The 18,635-nt window shown below is 69.3% G+C and carries 14 protein-coding genes; 2 read left to right on the forward strand and 12 right to left on the reverse strand.

The features are described from left to right. Window positions 1-404: 404 nt before the first annotated feature. From ACQ3HB_RS16995 to ACQ3HB_RS17045, 11 genes are all read right to left on the reverse strand, one after another. Entirely contained in the window at window positions 405-2,276 is a 1,872-nt protein-coding gene (locus tag ACQ3HB_RS16995) for an outer membrane protein assembly factor BamB family protein (protein ID WP_430921605.1), read from the reverse strand. Window positions 2,277-2,375: 99 nt separating this feature from the next. Continuing rightward, window positions 2,376-3,704, reverse strand: coding sequence for a tyrosine--tRNA ligase (gene tyrS, locus ACQ3HB_RS17000; protein ID WP_430921606.1), 1,329 nt, complete (start codon window positions 3,702-3,704; stop codon window positions 2,376-2,378). Between the two features lie 97 nt (window positions 3,705-3,801). Then, the gene (locus tag ACQ3HB_RS17005) at window positions 3,802-4,419 is read right to left on the reverse strand and encodes a DNA-3-methyladenine glycosylase (protein WP_430921607.1); all 618 of its coding nucleotides are present in this window, start codon (window positions 4,417-4,419) and stop codon (window positions 3,802-3,804) included. A gap of 43 nt (window positions 4,420-4,462) precedes the next feature. After that, on the reverse strand, window positions 4,463-5,893 hold the full coding sequence (gene argH, locus ACQ3HB_RS17010) for an argininosuccinate lyase (RefSeq protein WP_430921609.1): 1,431 nt from the start codon (window positions 5,891-5,893) through the stop codon (window positions 4,463-4,465). 80 nt (window positions 5,894-5,973) lie between these two features. Further along, window positions 5,974-6,903, reverse strand: coding sequence for an ornithine carbamoyltransferase (gene argF, locus ACQ3HB_RS17015; RefSeq protein ID WP_430921611.1), 930 nt, complete (start codon window positions 6,901-6,903; stop codon window positions 5,974-5,976). A 44-nt stretch (window positions 6,904-6,947) separates the two neighbouring features. Next, window positions 6,948-8,132, reverse strand: a complete 1,185-nt coding sequence (locus tag ACQ3HB_RS17020) for an acetylornithine transaminase (RefSeq protein ID WP_430921612.1) — start codon at window positions 8,130-8,132, stop codon at window positions 6,948-6,950. Then, a complete protein-coding gene (gene argB, locus ACQ3HB_RS17025) occupies window positions 8,129-9,034 on the reverse strand; it encodes an acetylglutamate kinase (protein ID WP_430921614.1) in 906 nt (301 codons plus the stop codon). Before argB ends, ACQ3HB_RS17020 begins: the two co-directional genes overlap by 4 nt. Beyond that, complete coding sequence (gene argJ, locus ACQ3HB_RS17030; RefSeq protein WP_430921616.1) at window positions 9,034-10,200, reverse strand: bifunctional glutamate N-acetyltransferase/amino-acid acetyltransferase ArgJ; 1,167 nt, start codon at window positions 10,198-10,200, stop codon at window positions 9,034-9,036. The genes argB and argJ overlap by 1 nt, the downstream gene beginning before the upstream one ends. Next, window positions 10,197-11,240 (reverse strand): N-acetyl-gamma-glutamyl-phosphate reductase, encoded by a 1,044-nt coding sequence (argC, locus tag ACQ3HB_RS17035; RefSeq protein WP_430921618.1) that lies wholly within the window; start codon window positions 11,238-11,240, stop codon window positions 10,197-10,199. Before argC ends, argJ begins: the two co-directional genes overlap by 4 nt. 203 nt (window positions 11,241-11,443) lie before the next feature. Next, window positions 11,444-12,142, reverse strand: coding sequence for a response regulator (locus tag ACQ3HB_RS17040; protein WP_430921619.1), 699 nt, complete (start codon window positions 12,140-12,142; stop codon window positions 11,444-11,446). Then, window positions 12,139-13,506 carry a sensor histidine kinase gene (locus ACQ3HB_RS17045; protein WP_430921621.1) on the reverse strand — a complete coding sequence of 456 codons (1,368 nt, stop codon included), beginning with the start codon at window positions 13,504-13,506 and terminating at the stop codon, window positions 12,139-12,141. The genes ACQ3HB_RS17040 and ACQ3HB_RS17045 overlap by 4 nt, the downstream gene beginning before the upstream one ends. Window positions 13,507-13,657: 151 nt before the next feature. Here ACQ3HB_RS17045 and ACQ3HB_RS17050 point away from each other — a divergent pair, with 151 nt between their 5' ends. Next, on the forward strand, window positions 13,658-14,290 hold the full coding sequence (locus ACQ3HB_RS17050; RefSeq protein WP_430921623.1) for a hypothetical protein: 633 nt from the start codon (window positions 13,658-13,660) through the stop codon (window positions 14,288-14,290). A 45-nt stretch (window positions 14,291-14,335) separates the two neighbouring features. After that, entirely contained in the window at window positions 14,336-15,895 is a 1,560-nt protein-coding gene (locus tag ACQ3HB_RS17055) for a helix-turn-helix domain-containing protein (RefSeq protein WP_430921624.1), read from the forward strand. A gap of 224 nt (window positions 15,896-16,119) precedes the next feature. Here the strand turns inward: ACQ3HB_RS17055 and pheT are convergent, their stop codons facing one another. Beyond that, window positions 16,120-18,633, reverse strand: a complete 2,514-nt coding sequence (gene pheT, locus ACQ3HB_RS17060) for a phenylalanine--tRNA ligase subunit beta (protein WP_430921625.1) — start codon at window positions 18,631-18,633, stop codon at window positions 16,120-16,122. Between the last annotated feature and the right edge of the window lie 2 nt (window positions 18,634-18,635).

An 18,635-nucleotide genomic window follows, 5' to 3' on the forward strand; every position in this document is an offset into this window, starting at 1 on the left:
GGTTTTTGGCATTTGACATTGTGCACGCTGTTGAGTTCTCAAGGATCGGATGCTCCTGCCTTTGGCCATCACGACCGCCCTGCAGGGCAACTTCTCTAGCTTACCACTCTCGCTCGCCGTGTCAAATCGGGGCTGGAGAGGATCTGAACGACCACTCTCCGCCCGATCCTCAGCTGAGGAGGGGAAGTTTTAGCCTAGTCTTGAAGGAAGCGTTTCTCAAGTGTGGCACGGCCCGAATCTGGACTCAATGCTCACTGAGAGCTTCACTTTTGGCTGGGTATCAGTCCCGCTTGAGGCCGGGAAGCTCTTCCGCTTCCCGCACCTTTGGGGTGACGAGTGATTACTTTACGTGTGTCCCGGGTGCCCCGCAAATCCCAGACGCATCCCGGGCGTGTCGGGCTCGGTCACTTGGCCCCGAGGCCCAGAACGGCGGGCTTCTCGGAACCGGCGGGCAGCTGGGCGGCGACGGCGAGAGGCGTTCCGCCCCACGCGCTGAAGCCGTACTCGTCACCGGGTGCGTTGATCCGCCACTGACGATCGCCCGTCCGGACGTCGTATGCGACGAGTCGATCATCGAGCGTGAGGAACAACGTGCGATCACTGAACCCGACGAGACTTCCGTCTGCGGTGCTCGAGCGGTACCGCCCCTCCCCGGACCCGGCATCGATACCGGTGTACCCGCCATCGCCGTCACTGAGCATGATCATCTCGCCCACTGTGTATGCGCCGTTCCAGGTACTCGTGACATCGCTCTTCCACTCGACGCTTCCATCGGAGGGGTCGAGGCGCCGGACGTTCCCGCCGGCCTGATCGGCGACGACGAGCAGACCGGTCGTGTCCAGCACGACGGGGAGCGACTGCTTCGAGGTCCACGTCGGTTCGCCCGTGTTCTCGTCCACTCCACGGATCGTCGTCTCGTTCCCCGAGTAGTCGATCGCGATGAGGTGGTCTCCGACGCTCTGGTAGTACCAGTCGAGGTCGCCCTTCCAGGCGAGCTCCTTCCCCGTGGTGAGCGAGAAGACACGATCGTCGAAGAACAACTTGTCGCCGGCGACGACGGGACGCTCGCCCGGTTCGCCTTCGACCTCCCAGATCGGCTTCGTCAGATCGGTCGAGGCGTACCGGCCGACCTTGCCGGAACCGTCACGCGTCGACGTGATGAGCAGATCGCCCCCGAGCGTCGGGACGAAGCTCGACGGCGCCGAGAAATCGGGGAATCCGATGCCCTCGACGCTCGAGTGCGCATCGGAGCGGGACACGACCGCGCCGTCGGCACGACTGATCGAGACCATGAGGTCGCCCAGGCTCAGGACGATCGCCGCCGAGTCGGGCGGAGAGACGACGACGGGGGTGTCGTACGGATCGAAGTCGGTCGAGAGGTCCGTCACCCGGCGCTCCCACAGCTGCTTGCCCGACACCGTGTCGACGAGGCTCATGCGAGTCTCCCCCGCGGGCGACGACGTGGTCGTGCCGCTCGGACGGTCCGCGGACCAGACGAAGAGCGCCGATTCCGCGCCGACGGTGTACCCGTTGACGTACACGCTGGTCCCCGATGGAACGGCATCCGCGAGCGGGTTGTCGAGCTGCCAGTCCCCCACGGTCGGACGGTCCTGGATGTCGCGCAACAACACGAGTCCTTCGGCGTGGGCCGGCGCGACGGACGACGTCACGATGAGGACGACGGCGACGATCGCGGCGATGAGGGCGACGACCGCGCCACCGATGATCCACCAGAAGGTCCGTTTGGATCGCTGGTGCTGCGGTTTCGGCAGCGAATCCGGGTGCCAGTAGACGGGCCGCTCGCCGGTCTGCGTCTCCACGGGCGCGTCCGTCGGTGCTCCGGCGGCATTCGAGTCGGCGATGTTCGGGCCGGGCGCAGTCAGCACGGCGGGCTCCGGTTCCGTGGAGTTCGCCTCGGCAAGCGACGCGACGGCCGCGGCTCCCGTGACGATGGACGCCGGCGAGGCGGAGGCCGCGACCGCGGGACTCTGGGCTTCGGGACTCTCTGGCACGGAGGGCGCTTCAACCGGCGCGGACTCCTCTGGTGTCACGCCGTCAGCGCTGTCCTCGGACAGCGCCTCCTCGGGAGTCGGCCCCTCGGACAGCAGCTCCTCGGCAGTCGGCTCCTCGGTGAGGGCGTCATCGGTTGCGGCGACATCGTCGTCAAGGACGACATCGCCGCCCACGTCATCCGCGCCAGCAGGCTCGTCGGCGTCTGCAGCGTCCTCGGCCGCCGACTCGTCGTCGCGCGGCCGGGTGGGATCCGGCGTCACCATCGCACCACACGACGGGCACACGCCCGCGCGCGCGTCGACGATCTCGGTACCGCAGGCTTCACACAGCTGCACGCGGAACGACCCCCTTGGTCTCAGGACTCAGGACGTGGTGTTCGCCGGAGCCGCGGCCTCACTCGCGACGACTCCCGCGAGCGTGCGCTTCCCACGGCGGAGCACGGCGACTCCCCCGGTGAGGAATCGTCCGTCGAAGGTGCTCTCGGCATCCTCGATCTTCACGTTGTTGACCGAGACGCCGCCCTGGGCGATGGCGCGACGCGCTTCACCGAGGCTGGCGGTGAGCTTCGTGTCGACGAGGGCCTGGACGATCGTGGTCGACGCGTCCGCTGCGGCGTGGGGCAGCTCGAGGACGGCGGCTTGCAGCGTCGCCGGGTCGAGCGCGGTCAGATCGCCCTGGCCGAAGAGCGCTTGCGATGCCGCGATGGCGGCATCCGTCGCTTTCGTTCCGTGCACGAGCGACGTCACGGCGTAGGCGAGCTCGCGCTGCGCCTCCCGTTTGAACGGCTCGGCCGCGACTGCTGCTTCGAACCGCTCGATTTCGGTGCGATCGAAGAAGGTGAAGATCTTGAGTCGCTGCACGACGTCGGCGTCGTCCGTGTTCAGCCAGAACTGGTAGAACGCGTACGGACTCGTCATCGTGGGGTTCAACCAGATGGCGTTGCCCTCGCTCTTGCCGAACTTCGTTCCGTCGCTGTTCGTGATGAGCGGCGTCCCGATGGCGTGCGCGTTCCCGCGCTCCACCCGGTGGATGAGGTCGGTGCCGCTCGTGAGGTTGCCCCACTGGTCGCTGCCACCGGTCTGCAGGACGCAGCCGTAGCTCCGGTAGAGCTCGAGGAAGTCGAGGCCCTGGAGGATCTGGTAGCTGAACTCCGTGTAGCTGATGCCGGCCTCGGAATTGAGGCGGGCGCTCACGGCGTCCTTCTTGATCATCGTTCCGACGCGGTAGTGCTTGCCGATCTCGCGCAGGAAGTCGATGGCGGACAGTGGGGCCGTCCAGTCGAGGTTGTTGACCATGCGCGCGGCGTTGTCGCCTTCGAAGCTCAGGAGCGGCTCGATCTGGGCGCGCAGGTAGCCGACCCACTCCTCGACCGTGTCCTTCGTGTTGAGCGTGCGCTCGGCGGACGGACGTGGATCGCCGATGAGGCCGGTCGAGCCGCCGACGAGGCCGAGCGGCTTGTGCCCGGCGAGCTGCAGACGTCGGAGCACGAGGATCTGCACGAGGTTCCCGAGGTGCAGGCTGGGAGCGGTGGGGTCGAAGCCGCAGTAGTACGTGATGGGCGGACCGGCCAGGAGGGTCTTCAGTTCCGCGGCGTCCGTGGACACCTGGACGAGACCGCGCCAGACGAGTTCGTCCCAGACGTCGTCGAAGGTCGGATCGTTGTGTTGGGTTGCAAGAGCGAGGTTCGACACGCATGCAACAGTACCAGCGCCCGGCTGCGCGGTCGGGTCCGCCGAGCGGGCGACGCCGCACCGGTCGCCGTGTCGAACCGAGCCGCCCAACAACCCCTCAGTCGTCGGATTTGGGATGGCGTTTGTAGGGCGACACGCTGCGCTCGTCAGGCAGCCAGAACCGCCACGGGAAGGCCGCGCCACCACCCGGACCGCTCACGCCGGTCCGCGGTCCCGATCGGAACGGCAGCGGCTCGGGCGGAAGCGTGATGGAGAAGGGCTCGGCGGCGAGATCGGCACCCGTCTGGGACAGCGACACCCCGAGCGCGACGACGAGACGGGCCGGACCGCGGGCCAGATCACGATCCGTGGATCGCGGGCCGCGGCGCATGCGCGCGAGGTCGACGCCATCGACCACTTCGCCGCCCCGGAGGAGCACCGCGGAGGCCTGCCCACGCGGCGAGCACACGACGTTCATGCACGTGTGCATCCCATAGGTGAAGTACGTGTACAGATGCCCGGGCGGACCGAACATCGGCACGGTGCGCGGAGTCTGGCCGCGGTGCGCATGCGAACCGGGGTCCTCACCCGTCCCCAGGTACGCCTCGACCTCCGTCAGGCGGACGGCGACGACGCCCTCATCGGTGCGATGCGAGACGACCGCCCCGAGGAGGCGCGGAGCGACGTCGACCGCCGAAGCGGCCGTCAGCTCGTGCAGCGCTCCTCGGGACGTCATCGGATGGTCATCGCAGGATCACGCAGCGGCGGTCGCCGGCGACTCAGAGTCCGAGCGCGCCGGTCAGCTCGCCGACGCGGCCGACGATCGTGCGCAGCTGATCCTCGACGCGCTCCGGGGCGGTTCCGCCGGCGCCGACACGGCTGCCGATCGAACCGTCGACCGTCAGGACGCTGCGAACGGCGGGCGTGAGGTGTTCGGAGACCGAGGCGAGCGCTGCGTCATCAGGTTCGTGGAGGTCGAGCCCGCGCTCCTCGCAGTACCGAACGAGCGAACCGCTGATCTCGTGCGCATCACGGAACGCCACGCCCTGCTTGACGAGCCATTCCGCGACGTCGGTCGCGAGCGAGAAGCCCTGCGGCGCGAGCGAGCGCATCCGATCGGTGTCGAATCGCAGCGTCGCCACCATCCCCGTGAACGCGGGAAGGAGCACTTCGAGCGTCGCGACCGAGTCGAAGACGGGTTCCTTGTCCTCCTGCAGGTCGCGGTTGTACGCGAGCGGGAGGGCTTTGAGCGTCGCGAGCAGGCCGGTGAGGTTGCCGATGAGGCGGCCGGACTTGCCGCGCGCGAGTTCTGCGATGTCCGGGTTCTTCTTCTGGGGCATGATGCTCGACCCCGTCGAGTACCCGTCATCGAGCGTGACGAAGCCGAACTCGCGGGTGTTCCAGAGAATGATCTCCTCGGCGAACCGGGACAGGTTGATGCCGATGAGCGAGGTGATGAACGCGAACTCGGCGACGACGTCGCGGCTCGCGGTCGCGTCGATCGAGTTCTCGGTCGGCCGGTCGAGACCGAGTTCCGATGCCACGAGCACGGGATCGAGGCCGAGCGAGCTGCCGGCGAGGGCGCCGGAACCGTACGGCGAAGCGCTCGCGCGGGCCAGCCAGTCGCGCACCCGTTCGAGGTCGCGCGTCAGCGGCCAGGCGTGGGCGAGCAGGTGGTGCGAGAGGAGCACCGGCTGCGCGTGCTGCAGGTGCGTGCGGCCGGGCATCGCGGCGGCCGGGTGCGCCTCGGCCTGCGAGACGATCGCGTCGACCAGATCGACGACCAGACGCGAGATCGCCCGCGCGTGATCGATGAGGTACAGGCGCACGAGCGTCGCGATCTGGTCGTTGCGGCTCCGGCCGGCGCGCAGCTTGCCGCCGAGCTCCTTGCCCGCGCGCTCCACGAGCCCGCGTTCGAGCGCCGAGTGCACGTCCTCGTCATCCTGGGCGGCGACGAACGCACCGCTCCGCACGTCCTCGTCGAGCACGTCGAGTGCGCGCAGCATCCCGTCGAGCTCCGCGTCGTCGAGATAGCCGGCGGAGGCGAGCGCCTTGGCATGTGCGCGCGACCCCGCGATGTCGTATCCCGCGAGCACCCAGTCGAAGTGCGTCGACTTGCTGAGACGGGCGAGCTCCGGCGACGGTCCCGTCGTGAAACGGCCGCCCCAGAGGGCTCCCGACTCTCCCGCTCGGTTCTGCTGTTCGGTCACGAGGTCACTCCTGGTCCTGGAAAACGGTTGTGGTGCTGATCACGACGCATCGGCGCAGCGATCGGATGTGGTCGCGGCGCTCAGGCCGCGTTCTGTTCGAGCAGCCAGACGAGCAGCGCCTTCTGAGCGTGCAGACGGTTCTCCGCCTCGTCCCAGATGATGCTCTGCGGACCGTCGATGACATCGGCGGACACCTCGAAGCCGCGGTCGGCGGGGAGGCAGTGCATGAACACGGCGTCTTCCTGCGCGAGCGACATGAGCGCCTGGTCGACGCGGTACGAGCCGAACGTGGCGACGCGTGCCGCCTTCTCGTCCTCTTTGCCCATCGAGACCCACGTGTCGGTGATCATGACGTCGGCGCCCGCGGCGGCTTCGGCCGGTTCGGTCGTGACGAGCACGGATCCGCCGGTCGTCGCGGCGATGGCTGCTGCATCGACCACCACGGCATCGGACGGCGAGAACTCCGCCGGCGCAGCGATGCGCACGTGCATGCCGGCGGTCGCGCCGCCCAGCAGGTAGGAGTGCGCCATGTTGCTCGCGCCGTCGCCGAAGAAGGAGAGCGTGAGGCCCTTGAGTGATCCCTTGTGCTCGCGGATCGTGAGCAGGTCGGCGAGGATCTGGCACGGGTGGAAGTCGTCGGACAGCGCGTTGACCACGGGGACCGTCGTGCCCTGGGAGATCTCCTCGAGGCCGGACTGGGCGTAGGTGCGCCACACGATCGCGGCGACCTGGCGTTCGAGCACCCGGGCGGTGTCCGCAGCGGTCTCCTTGCCGCCGAGCTGGCTGCTCGCCGTCGAGATGATGAGCGGCGATCCGCCGAGGTCGGCGATGCCCACCGCGAACGAGACGCGGGTGCGCGTCGAGGACTTGTCGAAGATGACGGCGACCGTCTGCGGGCCGGCGAGCGGCTTCTTCGAGAAACGGTCGAGCTTCAGTTCGGCGGCGAGGTCGAGGATGTGCGCCTGCTCCGCCGGGGAGAGGTCGTCGTCGCGCAGGAAGTGGCGGGTCATGGTGGAAGGATCCGTTCGTTGTGGGAGGAAGTCGGTGCGGGGAGTCAGACGTCGACGGCGGCGAGGGCCGCGCGGAAGAGGGTCGTGAACTCTTCGATCTCGGGGTCGCCGATGATGAGGGGCGGGGCGATGCGGAGGCTCGTCGCGTTGGGTGCGTTGATGATGAGTCCTCGTTCGAACGCCGCGGTGGATATCTCGGCGGCGACGGGACGCGAGAGCGCGACGCCGATGAGGAGGCCGCGGCCTCGCACCTCGGTGATGAGCTCGGTGCCCAGCGAGCGGAGGAAGTCGCTGATCTCCGCGCCGCGCTTCACGGCGTTGTCGAGCAGTTCAGCACGCTCGATCTCCTCGAGGACGGCGTTGGCCGTCGCGGTTGCGAGCGGGTTGCCGCCGAACGTGCTGCCGTGCTGGCCTGGGCCGAACAGTTCGGACGCCGCACCGAAGGTGATGAGCGCACCGATCGGCATGCCGCCGCCGATGCCCTTCGCCACGGTGATCGCGTCCGGCACGATGCCGTCGTGCTGGAACGCGAACCACTCGCCCGTGCGACCCGCGCCCGTCTGGATCTCGTCGATGATGAGGAGCACGCCGTGCTGCTCGGTGAGCTCGCGCGCCTTCGCGAGGTAGCCCTCCGGCAGGTAGAGCACGCCGGCCTCGCCCTTGATCGGTTCGATGACGATGGCCGCGACGGTCTCGTCGATCGTCCGTTCGAGCGCTTCGATCGTGGTCTCGATGTGCTCGACGCCGCCGGGCAGCGGTTGGAACGCCTCCTGCAGGGCGGGCTTGCCGGTGAGTGCGAGCGCGCCCATCGTGCGGCCGTGGAACGAGTTCTCGAGCGTGATGATGCGCGTCCGCGAGCCGTCGCCGCGGTTCAGGCGCGCGAGCTTCATCGCGGCTTCGTTCGCTTCCGCACCGGAGTTCGCGAAGTAGACCCGGCCGGACTCCCCCGCGCCGGCGAGGCGCTTGAGCCGTTCGGCGAGTTCGAGCTGCGGCGGGGAAGAGAAGTAGTTCGAGACGTGCGCGATCGTGCCGGCCTGCCGGGTGATCGCGTTCACGAACGCCGGGTGCGCGTGCCCGAGCGCGTTGACCGCGATGCCGGCGAGGAAGTCGAGGTAGCGTGTGCCCTCGGCGTCCCAGACGTGGCAGCCCTCGCCGCGCGTCAGCATCGCGATGGGTGTGTTGAAGGTGCGCATCATGTCGCGCTCGACGCGCGTCCGCCAGTCGGTCATGAGTCCTCCGGGACCACTTCGGTTCCCGAGCCGTTCTGGGTGAACACCTCGAGCAGGATGGAATGGGGTGTGCGGCCATCGATGATGGCCGCCTTCGCGACGCCGCCGTCGACGGCGTCCAGGCACGCGCGCATCTTCGGGATCATGCCCGATTCGAGCGATGGCAGCAGCTCGCGCAGCTCCGTCGTCGTGATCTGGGAGACGAGCGATTCGCGGTTCGGCCAGTCGCTGTAGAGGCCCGCGACATCGGTCAGGATGACGAGCTTCGCGGCGCCGAGGGCGACGGCGAGTGCCGCGGCGGCCGAGTCCGCATTGACGTTGAGCGTCTGGCCCGGGTGGTCGAGGTCCGGCGCGATCGAGGAGACCACGGGGATGTTCCCGGACGCCAGGTATGCCTCGACCGACGACGGATCGACCTCGACGACGTCGCCGACGAGACCGATGTCGACCGTTTCCCCGTCGACGACGACGCTGCGACGGCGAGCCCCGAACAGTCCGGCGTCCTCACCGGACAGACCGGCGGCGAGCGGACCGTGCTCGTTGATCCGGCCGACGAGCTCCGGATTCACCTGGCCGGTCAGCACCATCCGGACGACGTTCATCGCCTCGGGGGTCGTGACGCGGTACCCGGCCCGGAACTCGCTGTGGATGTCGAGCCGTTCGAGCATGGCGGAGATCTGCGGGCCGCCGCCGTGGACGACGACGGGACGGAGCCCCGCGTACCGCAAGTAGACCATGTCCTCGGCGAACGCCTGGGCGAGCTCCTCGCTCACCATCGCGTTGCCACCGAACTTCACGACGATGATCTGGTCGTGGAACGCCTTCAACCAGGGCAGCGACTCGATGAGGGTCGCGGCCTTCGTGGCCGCCTCCTCTGGCGAATTCTCGCGATACTCGGCCATCAGCTGGAGTACGCGCTGTTCTCGTGCACGTAGTCGTGCGTGAGGTCGTTCGTCCACACGGTCGCCGTCTCAGGTCCTGCGTGCAGGTCGATGAGGACGTGCACGGCGCGAGGCGCGAGGTCGACGAGCTCGCGCGGCTGGTCCGGCTCGCCCGCCGTGCAGACCTGCACGCCGTTGATGGCGACGTCGATGCCGTACGGGTCGAACTCGGCCGAGGTCGTCCCGACCGCCGCGAGCACCCGGCCCCAGTTGGGGTCGTTGCCGAAGATCGCGGCCTTGAAGAGGTTGCTGCGGGACACCGCTCTGGCGACGTCGACGGCCTCGTCCTCCGAATGCGCGTTCGCGACCTCGATCGCGACGTCGTGCGCGGCGCCCTCGGCATCGGCCTGCAGCTGGAGCGTGAGGTTCCGGCACACCTCCGTCAGCGCTTCCGCGAACTCGTCGACCGTCGGGGTGACGCCGCTCGACCCGGAGGCGAGGAGCGCGACCGTGTCGTTCGTGGACATGCAGCCGTCGGAGTCGAGCCGGTCGAAGGTGACACGGGTCGCGCGGCGGAGGGCCGCATCGAGCTGTTCGGATTCGAGCACCGCATCGGTCGTGATGACCACGAGCATCGTCGCGAGCCCGGGGGCCAGCATGCCCGCGCCCTTCGCCATGCCGCCGACGGTCCACCCGCCGGTCGACACCCGCGCCTGCTTCGGTGTGGTGTCGGTGGTCATGATCGCCTGGGCCGCCGCGAGGCCGGCGGCTTCGCTCGCACCGTCCTCGGTGGTCGCGCGAGTCGCGTCCCAGACGCCGGCCTTGAGCTTGTCGAGGTCGAGCTGGTCGCCGATGAGGCCCGTCGAGCAGACGAGCACGTCACCCGAGGAGACCTCGAGGCGTTCCGCGACCGCTTCGGCCGTCGCGTGCGTCGTCTGGAACCCGATCGCACCCGTGTAGCAGTTCGCGCCGCCCGAGTTCAGGACGATCGCCGAGACGATCCCGTCGGTCATGACCTGCTCGCTCCAGAGCACGGGGTTCGCCTTGCAGCGGTTGCTCGTGAAGACGGCCGCCGCGTTCTGGATCGGGCCGACGTTGTGGACGACCGCCAGGTCGAGCCCGCCCGAGTTCTTGAGCCCGCATTCGACACCCGCCGCGACGAATCCTGCTGCTGCTGTCACACTCACGGTGCCACTCCATTCACACTCAGTCCGGTCGTCTCGGGGAGTCCGAGCGCGAGGTTCGCCGATTGGATCGCCGCTCCGGCGGTCCCCTTCACGAGGTTGTCGACGGCGGTCACGACGACCACCCGTCCGGCGGCCTCGTCCACCGCGAGGCCGATGAGGGCCGTGTTCGCTCCGAGGACGTCGGCCGTCCGCGGGAAGGAGCCGTCGGGCAGGAGCTGCACGAACGGCTCGTCGGCGTACGCCGTCTCCCATGCTGCGCGGACCTGGTCCGGCGTCGTGCCCGGCACGATGCGAGCCGTGGAGGTGGCGAGGATGCCGCGCGACATCGGCACGAGCACCGGCGTGAACGAGATCGACACCCGCTCGGCGCCCGCCGCCCGCAGGCCCTGCGCGATCTCGGGGATGTGCCGGTGGGTGCCGCCGACCGCGTACGGGTTGGCGGAACCGAGGATCTCGCTCGCCAGGAGGTTCACCTTGAGGCTCTTGCCAGCGCCGGACGGGCCGACGGCGAGGACCGAGACCAGGTCGAGCGGCTCGATGACGCCTGCCGCGATGCCGGGCGCCAGGGAGAGCGCGACCGTGCTGGCGTTGCAACCGGGGGCGGCGATGCGCGTGGCGCCGACGAGCGCATCACGTCCTTTGCCGGTGCCGACGGGCAGTTCCGGGACGCCGTACGTCCACGCGCCGTAGTAGTCGCCGCCGTAGAACGCGGCCCAGTCGGCCTCGTCGGTCAACCGGTGGTCTGCACCGCAATCGATCACGAGGGTCTCGGCCGGGAGCGCCGCGGTGAACTCCCCTGACTTGCCGTGCGGCAGGGCGAGGAAGACGACGTCGTGTCCGGCGAGCGCCTCTGGCGTCGTGGGGCTGAGAGTCAGATGACGGAGGGACCGCAGGTGCGGCTGGACGGCGATGAGCGGCTGACCCGCGTTCGCGTTGGCCGTCACCGTCCTGACGTCGAAGTCGGGGTGGTCGGCGAGCAGCCGCAGCAGCTCGCCTCCTGCGTAGCCGGACGCTCCGGCTACCGCTACAGAGAAAGACATGGCTCTACCTTATTGAGTGGACGACGATGGTGGATTCGGCGACTCCCGGTGCGGTCCGGAGCGTGAGGGATCACGGCTCCGGGAACCAGGGTCGCCTATCGTCGCTCCGCGGTAGTGCGGGTCTGGACGTCACGGCGGAGGGCGCGGAGCAGAAACGCCCGCGAAGAACCCTGTACCTGGAAACGTGCCATGGCGAGAGCGTACTATGCGGGAGGCGTGCCGAGCGAATCGCGGGCGATGCCGGCCCGGTGCGCGATGATCGCCGCCTGCACCCGGGAGGCCACTCCGAGCTTCGCGAGCACGCGCGAGACGTGCGTCCTCGCGGTCGCCTCGGAGAGGACGAGCGTCGCGGCGATGTCCGCGTTGCTGAGGCCGGCCCCCATGAGCGAGAGCACCTCGGTCTCCCTCGGCGTCAGCTGGTCGAGTCCGCGGAACGACTCCCGCGGCACGGGCACGGGCGCCGGCGCCTCCGGCACGAGACCGGACGTCAGCCGTTCGATGACCCGACGCGTCACCTCCGGCGCGAGGACCGCCTCCCCCGCGTGCACTCGTCTGATCGCGTCGACCAGAGCGCCGGAGGAGACCGTCTTCACGAGGAACGCGCTCGCCCCCGCGGCGAGCGCCTCGTCCACGTACCGGTCGATCGCGAACGTCGTGAGGATGATGACGCGTGGGCCGCCGCTCTGCGCCACGAGTGCGCTCGTCGCCTCGACCCCGGACATGCGCGGCATCTGGACGTCGAGGAGCACGATGTCCGGGCGGACGCGCGCCGACAGGTCGACGGCTTCCACACCGTCGCCGGCCTCCCCGACGATCACGATGTCGTCGGCGTCGTCGAGCAGGACCCGGAGGCCCGCGCGGACGGCCGAGTGGTCGTCGGCGAGCAGCAATCTGATGGTCATCGGGAGGCCTCCGCCTGGTCGGGTTCGGTTCGGTTCCGGGTCGATCCGGAGGGCGACTGTTTCCGCCCGTCGGCCATGGGGATGCTCGCGCACACGCTCCATCGGCCGTCGGTCGCACCGGACGACAACGTCCCTCCCGCGATCCTGGCGCGTTCGGCGAGCCCGACGAGACCGACGCCACCGGACAGCGAGGTCTTCACTGCATCGACCCCCATCACCGTGCTGCGGGCATCGCCACCGCTCCTTCTGACCTCGCCCCCGGTGCCCCGAACGGCGCCTCTGACGCCGGTTCGCCCGCTCGGCGGCATCGCGTTCACGACGAGGATCCCGAGATCGGAGCCGTCGGCCGTGATCGTCAGCTCGGTCCGAGCCCCTGGAGCGTGCTTCGCGACGTTCGTGAGGCACTCGACGACGATGCGGTAGCCGATCGTCGAGGGGACGGCGGGGAGCGCCGCGAGCTGGTCCACGGGCGGAGCGTCCACCTCGACGTGCAGCCCGTTGGCCCGCGCGACCTCGAGTGCCCGGTCGAGGTCGGTGAGCGAGCCGGGGGCGCCCGGATCGGTCGCGCCCGCCACCGAGTCGTGGCCGTCCGCGCGGAGCACGTCGATCATGACGCGCATGTCCGCGAGCGCCTCGACGCTGCTCAGGCGGATGGCCTCCATACTCCTGCGCAGGCGTTCGACGTCTGTCGACGACCGCTCGAGGGACGCGCTCGACTGCATCGCGATCGCGGAGAGGTGCCCGGCGATCACATCGTGGAGGTCACGGCTGATGCCGAGGCGTTCCTGAATGATCGCGTCGTTGCGGAGGGCGTCCGCGGCCCGCTCGATCGTGTCGGCCCGTGCGCGTTCCCGCTCCGCCTCGAGCCTCGGCGAGCGCACCGCCCTCCCCCACCACACCGAGGTGGCGCAGAGCAGCGGGAGCGTCGCCGCGGCCGCACCGACGATCGCGTCACCCCACACCACCGAGAAACCGAGACTCAGCAGGATTCCGACGCCGCCGAGGACGATGCCGGCGACGTCGATCCAGCGGGCCGGTGAGTACAGCGCCGCCGCGTACAGGAGATCGGCGAGGAAGATGATGGTCGCGAGGCTCGAACTCCCCGTCGTCAGTCCCTCCACCAGTACCACCGCGGCGCCCGCGAGCAGCATCGTCTGCGGGCGCCGCTGACGGAACAGGTGGATCGCGACGAACACGGCCAGAACGACGAACCCGACCGCGAGCGGAGGGGACTCGAACCCGCGGTTCCACTGGATGCGCAGACCTGCCGCGGCGCCCAGGAACCCGAGCAGGGCACAGCACACCGTGGCGAGGCCCACACGGTGCGCGCGCACGAACCCGCCGATGGATCGCTCGTGTGCCATTCCCCCATCCAATCAGCGGAGGCCCCCGTACGCGAGCGCCGAACGGACGAGACGCCCTACGCAGTTCTGCGTAGCTCGCCCGATGCGACCGCTCTCGGAGATCGGCCGCACTGCGGATGTGCGGAGGGAACGCCTCCCGGAGGATCGAAGCATGGACGCATTCACGGAACTGTTCGGCTCGAGCCCGCTCATCTGGGCCATCCTCGGCGCGGAGGCGGCGTTCTGGATCCTGCTCTTCGGCGGCCTCGCCGTCCGCTACCTGTTCAAGCAGCGCCGTCTCTCGACGATCATGCTCATCGGCGTCCCGGTCGTCGACCTCGTGCTCCTCGCCCTCACCGCGATCGACCTCGCCGGCGGCCAGGAGCCCAACTTCAGCCACATCCTCGCGGCCGTGTACCTCGGCTTCACGATCGGCTTCGGCCACGCGCTCATCACGAAGACCGACCGCTGGTTCGCGTACAAGTTCGCCGGTGGCCCGGAGCCCGTCAAGCAGCCGAAGTCCGGCCCCGCCTATGTCCGCAACGCGTGGCTCGAGTGGCGCCGCCTCGTCATCGCCTGGGCGATCGCCGTCATCGTCATCGTCGCGATGAAGGCCTTCTCCGGCTGGTCGGTCCCGACGTCGATCGCCGAGGCGAACAACGACCCGATGTGGGGTATGGCACTTCGTCTCACCCTCATCGTCGGCGTCTGGCTCGTCGCCGGGCCCGTCTACGCCACCTTCTTCCGCAACACACCTACTAACACCACAGCGGGGGTAGACGCCGCTCGAATGTCGGGAAAATAGCGCGCTGAGGGAGGTCCTATCTCATATCTGAGATAGAGTGCGAACATGGCAGACACCACGACAGTCGAACGAACCGACGCGACAGCACCGCTCCGTCAGGTCGGCGCCCTCATCAGAGGCGCCCGCCAAGGACGCAAACTCACCCAGGCGCAGCTCGCCGAACGAGTGGGCACCAGCCAGAGCGCGATCAACCGCATCGAGCAGGGCAGCCAGAACATCAGCATCGACCTCCTCAGCCGCATCAGCACGGCGCTCGACTCCGAGATCGTGTCGTTCGGGGAGCAGAAGAAGAACTCGCACCTGCGCGTCCAGGGCGGGACGCAGCTCCACGGCAGCATCGCGGTGCGCTCCAGCAAGAACGCCTCGGTGGCGCTCCTGTGCGCAGCGCTCATGAACCGCGGGCGCACGACGCTCCACGGCATCGCCCGCATCGTCGAGGTCGACCGCATCATCGACGTGCTCCGCAGCATGGACGTCTCGGTCACCTGGTCCGCGGACGGCAACGACGTCGAGGTCGTCGTGCCGGAACGCCTCAAGCTCGACGCCATCGACGAGGACGCCGGACGCCGCACCCGCAGCGTGCTCATGTTCCTCGGTCCGCTCCTCGGCCGGTACAACAGCTTCTCGCTCCCCTACGCCGGCGGCTGCGACCTCGGCACGCGCACGGTCGAACCACACCTCATCGCCCTGCGCCCCTTCGGTCTCTCGATCGAGGCGACTGGCGGCTGGTACGAGGCGAGCGTCGCGCCGGACTCCCTCGAGGAGATCACCGTCGTCCTCACGGAACGCGGCGACACCGTCACGGAGAACGCGATCATGGCCGCCGCGGTCCGCGACGGCAAGACGGTCATCCGCAACGCGAGCCCCAACTACATGGTCCAGGACCTGTGCTTCTACCTGGAGCTCCTCGGCATCACCGTCGAGGGGATCGGCACCACCACCCTCCGCATCCAGGGCCGCTCCGTCATCAACGAGGACGTCGACTACTGGCCGAGCGAGGACCCGGTGGAGGCCATGAGCCTCCTCACCGCCGGCATCGTCACTGGCTCGGAGATCACGGTCACGCGCGTCCCGATCGAGTTCATGGAGATCGAGCTCGCGACACTCGGCGAGATGGGGCTCACATACACCCGCACGCCAGAGTACGCGGCGGCCAACGGCAAGACGCGGCTCGTCGACGTCACCGTGCACCCGTCAGAGCTGCACGCTCCGATCGACAAGATCCACCCGATGCCGTTCCCCGGCCTCAACATCGACAACCTGCCGTTCTTCGCGGTCATCGCCGCATGCGCCGAGGGCGACACGCTCATCCACGACTGGGTGTACGAGGGTCGCGCGATCCACCTGACGGACCTCACGCGCCTCGGCGCAAACGTCCGGCTGCGCGATCCGCACCGCCTCGACATCTCCGGACCGACGCACTGGTCCGGCGCCGAGGTCAGCTGCCCGCCTGCCCTGCGCCCTGCGGTCGTCATCCTGCTCGCGATGCTGGCGGCGAAGGGCACGAGCGTGCTCCGGAACGTCGACATCATCGCACGCGGCTACGAGCAGCTGCAGGAGCGGTTGATCTCGCTCGGTGCGTCGATCGAGACGTTCCGCGACTGACGCGACCGCATCCGCGGGCCCGGCACCACGGCGCCCCGCACCACGAGGATGTTCACAACTCAGGACGGCTCCGGCGCGTCGCCGCCGACACGCCGTCGCGGGACCGCGACACGCCGCGGCGCTCCTGAGTTGTGAACACCCGACACGGCCGCAGCGCACGTCGGACCCACACGAGAACGGCCCCGAGCAGACGCTCGGGGCCGTTCTCGTGTGCGGGGTGCGCGTCAGTCGCGGACCGTCGCGCCGAAGCGCTCGGCGGCCAGCGCTGCGCCGGCGAGCTTCGCGTCGCTCGCCTCCGCCGCGGTCAGCGTGCGGTCGGCGGCACGGAAGCGCAGCGCGAAGGTGAGGCTCTTCTCCCCCTCGGCCACGCCCTGCCCGCGGTAGTCGTCGACGAGCTGGATGTGTTCCAGCAGCTCGCCAGCGCCCTCACGGACGGCGGCGAGGACGTCGCCGGCAGCGGCATCGGCCGGGACGACGATCGACAGATCCTGCGTCGCCGCGGGGAACGTGCCGATCGTGGTCGCCTCGACGGGCTTGTCGCCCAGTTCGATGAGGCGGTCGAGGTCGAGCTCGGCGACGGCGACGACACGCGGCAGGTGCGCCTCCTCGGCGATCGCCGGGTGCAGTTCGCCCGCGTAGCCGACGTGGTGTCCGTCGACGAGCAGTTCGGCCGTGCGTCCCGGATGGAACGCCTGGTGTGAACCCTGCTTGACCTCGATCTCGACGCCGAGTGCGCGAGCGACGGCGTGCACGGCGTCGAGGGCGTCGGCGATCCCGACGGCCACGGCGGCCTGTCCCGGCTGCTTCGGCGTGCTGTTGCCGAAGGCGAGTACGGCGACGTGGTGCGGCTGAGGCGGAACGCCGTCCTCCAGCTCGCGCAGCTGCTCCTGCGTCGGCAGCGCGGCCCCGGCGGGCAGCGTCTCCTGACCGTAGGAACCGTGGCGCGAGGGACGGAAGACCAGCCCGATCTCCGAGATCGACACGTCCGTCATCCCACGGGAGAGGTTGCGGTGCGCGACCTCGAGCAGGCCAGGCAGAAGCGAGGTGCGCAGGAACGGCGATCGGGCGTCGAGCGGGTTCGCGAGCTTGATCGCGGGGACCTCTCGCACCTCCGCGGAGCCGTAGCGGTTGTTCGCTTCAGCCGTGACGAACGGGTACGCGAGCACCTCGGTCGCCCCGGAGTATGCCAGCGCGTCAGCCGTGCTGCGACGCAGACGCTGCGAACGCGTGAGTCCGCGTCCGGGAGGCGCGACGGGCAGGATCGACGGGATGCGATCGTAGCCGAGGATACGGGCCACTTCCTCTGCGAGATCCGACTTGTCCGTGATGTCGGGACGCCAGGTGGGCGGCGTCACGAGCAGCCCGTCATCGGTCTCCTCGATGCGTCCGCCGACTTCTGCGAGGGCGCCGCGCGACTCCTCATCGCCGAACTCGACGCCCACGAGCCCCGTGATGTAGCCGTTCGGCAGAAGGATCGGTTCGCGGTCCGGTGACGCCTGGTAGACGGAGCCGACGCTGTCGGGCGTCCCACCGGCGAGGTCGACGAGGAGCTGGGTGACCCGGCCCGCAGCGGCGACGGCGACCTGCGGGTCGACGCCGCGCTCGAAGCGCTTGGACGCCTCGCTCGGCAGCTTGTGCCGACGGGCCGTGCGCGCGATCGACACGGAGTCGAAGTTCGCCGCCTCGATGAGGACGTTGCGGGTCTCTGCGCCGATCTCGGTCGACTGCCCTCCCATCACGCCCGCGAGGCCGATGGGACCGGACTCGTCCGTGATGAGGAGGTCCTCCCCGTGCAGCGTGCGCTCCTGCTCGTCGAGCGTGACGATCGTCTCGCCGTGCACTGCACGACGGACGGTGAGGCCCCCCGACAGCTTGTCGAGGTCGTACCCGTGGATCGGCTGGCCGAGTTCGAGCATGACGTAGTTCGTGATGTCCACGATGAGCGAGATCGACCGGATGCCGGCGAGTTTCAGACGCGCGACCATCCACGGCGGCGTCGGCCGTGTGGGGTCCACGTCGCGGACGACGCGCGTGACGAAGACGGCGGAGCCGACGCGGCCACGGATGGGCGCCTGATCGTCGATCGTGACGGTGAAGCCTTCGAGCGCGCCCGTGAACGCTTCCGGCACGGCCGATGCGGGGTCGCGGAATGCGGCGCCCGTCGCGTGCGAGTACTCGCGGGCGACGCCGCGGATCGAGAACGCGTACCCGCGGTCCGGCGTGACGTTCAGCTCGACCGCGGTGTCGTCGAGACCGAGCAGCGCGATGGCGTCGGTGCCGACGGGCGCGTCGACGCCGATCGTCGACAGGCGGAGGATGCCGTCGTGGTCGTCTCCGAGACCGAGCTCACGGGAGGAGGCGATCATGCCGTCCGAGACGTGACCGTAGGTCTTGCGCGCGGCGATCGGGAACGGCCCGGGCAGCACGGCGCCAGGAAGCGTCACCACGACCTTGTCGCCGGGGAAGAAGTTGCCCGCGCCACAGACGATGCCGCGGACGGCGTCGTCGGCATCGCCCTCGGCGACGCGCACCTGGCACCACCGGATGGTCTTGCCGTTCGACTGCGGTTCCTCGACGAATTCGAGGACCTCGCCGACGACGATCGGACCCGTCAGCTCGAAACTGTGCAGGTCCTCCTCTTCGAGCCCGACGCGGACGAGCGCCGCGTGGACGTCCTCCGGAGTGGTTCCCGGAGCGAGGTCGACGTACTCGCCGAGCCAGCTGAGTGGAACACGCACGA

It is taken from the genome of Plantibacter lichenum (assembly GCF_050587525.1).
Classification (GTDB): Bacteria; Actinomycetota; Actinomycetes; order Actinomycetales; family Microbacteriaceae; genus Plantibacter.